At 70.0% G+C, this 2467-nt stretch carries 2 protein-coding genes; both read right to left on the bottom strand.

Annotation, left to right across the window (positions count from 1 at the left end; all coding sequences use genetic code 11):
* Positions 1–76 precede the first annotated feature (76 nt).
* On the bottom strand, positions 77–739 hold the full coding sequence (locus tag AOK24_RS41560; RefSeq protein WP_240554378.1) for a DUF4328 domain-containing protein: 663 nt from the start codon (positions 737–739) through the stop codon (positions 77–79).
* Between the two features lie 83 nt (positions 740–822).
* A complete protein-coding gene (locus tag AOK24_RS41555) occupies positions 823–2457 on the bottom strand; it encodes a beta-N-acetylhexosaminidase (RefSeq protein WP_055725068.1) in 1635 nt (544 codons plus the stop codon).
* Between the last annotated feature and the right edge of the window lie 10 nt (positions 2458–2467).

Here is a 2467-nt window from a genome sequence, read left to right as displayed (position 1 = left end):
GGGCATATGCCGGGTCGATGCCCACGGTTCAGCTGACGCCCGCTGCACAGAAAACCCCGAGCGCCACTGACTGGCATCACCCCACCGACAGCACAGCCCCCCGAGCCCCCGCCATCGCCTTCTCGTTCTGCATCCGAGTGACCCGCAGCACGACGAGCAGCGCCAGCACCCCCGCCGCCGCCCCCACGGCGTCCATCACCATCGTCACCCCCATGACCTGCCGGTACTCGGCGAACGTCTCCGCCTTCCGGTCCTGCACGGACACGACCCGGCTGACGACGAGCCAGAGCACCCACAGCGTCCACCACGCGTTGACCAGCCCGTGGGACACCCGCCGCCCGAGCGGCGCGCTCGCGTTCCACACGTCGACCATCACCCGCCGGGGGAACCACAAGTTGACGACCGGCACGAACCACGCGCCGATGGTCCATCCCCGCCCCTTGGCATGCCCACCCGGCTCGAAGACCTCCCCGTTCACGCGGACCCGCCAGAACCAGCAGAGATAGACCACGACGGTGGGCAGCAGCGGACCCGTCTGCACAGGCGTGGCGATGTACGACAGCCGGTCCGCGAACTCCGAGCGCTCACCGACGTCGATCCCCGCCGCGAGATCGCCATAGAGGCTGTACAGCACGACATCCGTCAGCACCCCGAAGAGCTGCCCGACGACGACGATCCCCAACAGCACAGCCGTAGCTCTCCCGAGCCCCACCGGCGAACGCAACCAGGCGACAGACATGAAATCCCCCCGAACCATAAGAACACGTCATGAGAATTCCGGGCCTCCCCAGACCCGGAACGCGCATTCTCGCACAGGAACCCTCAGCTCACCCGCCCCGCCAACTCCCGGAACCGCGCCCACGACAAGGCGGGCGTACGGGAGTCCCACAGTTTCTGCGAGACCGCCCGCAACGGCATCCGAATCCCCGCGGCGACCTGAGCCTGCGTCTGCGACTGGGACAGATCGCACCACACGGCGAAAACCCCGCCGAGAATCTGCGAGTCGTAGGACGAGGAAACCGCGGTGGCCCCCCGCAGCACCCGGGGATTCCACTGCTCGTAGATCCGCTGCCCCGTCGGATAGACGAACGTGTTCGGCTCCCCGAGCACGTAATAGAGGAACTCGTCGTTGTAGTTGACGACTTTCCGCCCGGCGGAGAGATACTCGACCGGTTTCCGCGCCCCGAGCTCCTTCCCGGTCCAGTACGCGACCTGGATCCCGTCGGCGGCCTCGACGGACGTCCCCCGGTAGAACCCGTCGTTCCAGGCCCGCACGGTCCGCCCGGCGACCGCCTTGGCACGGTCGTTGAGCCACCCGGTGGCGAGATCGGCGACGCCCGCGCCGGCCCCGTACTCGTTCCGCGCGGCGGCGGCGAGCTGAGGGTAGAGGGCGCCGGGGTTGGGCACGGTCAGCGCCTGGTACTCGTCGCCGCCGAGATGCCAGGAGGAGCCGGGGAACAGTGCGGCGTATTCGCGCAGGAGATCGTCGACGATCCGGGCCGAGGCGTCCTTGGAGATGTCGACGGCGCCTTTCGTGGGTACGCCGTTCACATTCCGCAGCTGCAATTCCGGGTGCGCCGAGATGACCGCCCCGAGATGCCCCGGCGAATCGATCTCCGGCACGATCTCGATATGCCGGGACGCCGCGAGGGAGACGATCGACTTCACCTCGGCCTTGGTGAGATGAACCTTGGACACGACCTCCGGGTGGGAATCGGAGGCGATCCGGAAACCCTGGTCGTCGGAGAAGTGCAGCCCGAGCTGATTGAACTTCAGATCGCCCAGTTCCCGTACCCGGTCCTCGATCCAGGACGCCGTGAAGTTCTTGCGCGCGATGTCGAGCATGAACCCCCGTACGGGCTTGGCGGGCCGGTCCCGCACGACCCCTTCGGGCGCCGCCCCGCTCCCGCGCACCTCCTGCTTCAGCGTCCGCGTCCCGTAGAACACCCCCGCCTCGGACGCCCCGCTGACGGTGACCTTCCCCCCGCTCACGGTCACGCTGTACGACTCCGGGGGCCCCTCCTCGCCGAGTTCGAGCCGTACGTCGCCGTCCCGGCCGTCGCTCGCCTCACCCCCGTACGCCATCCCCAACTCCCCCGCGATCAGCCGCCCTTCGTCCGCGAGCCGGGAGTCGTCGACGACGACCCGGAAGGCCCGGTCGGGCCGCCACCCGGGCCCGCGCGCCGGCGTGTGGGAGGCGACGGCGGGGATGGTGCGGGGTGCGGTGGAGAGGGCGTAGGAGGAAGAGGGCCGGACGGAGCGGGAGGCACTGGGCGTACTGCTGCGGGAGGCCCGCGCGGAAGCCTCGGCCGACGCATCGCCCCCGGACCCGGACGACCCGGACGAGGCCCACACCCCGACCCCCACCCCGAGCCCCACGGTCACGACGAACGCCCCGGCGACGACCGCCCCCCGCCGCCCGCCACCCTGCCCCTTCCCCCGCCTGTGCCTGCCCACGCCCCCAACC

This window comes from Streptomyces niveiscabiei (assembly GCF_001419795.1).
Taxonomy (GTDB): Bacteria; Actinomycetota; Actinomycetes; order Streptomycetales; family Streptomycetaceae; genus Streptomyces; species Streptomyces niveiscabiei.
The sequence above is the reverse complement of the archived record's forward strand: the minus strand, read 5'-3'. Positions and strand labels throughout refer to the sequence as shown.

Coding starts and splice junctions, on each gene's coding strand:
- AOK24_RS41560 (WP_240554378.1), bottom strand. CDS start 739: ATGTCTGTCGCCTGGTTGCGTTCGCCGGTGGGGCTCGGGAGAGCTACG.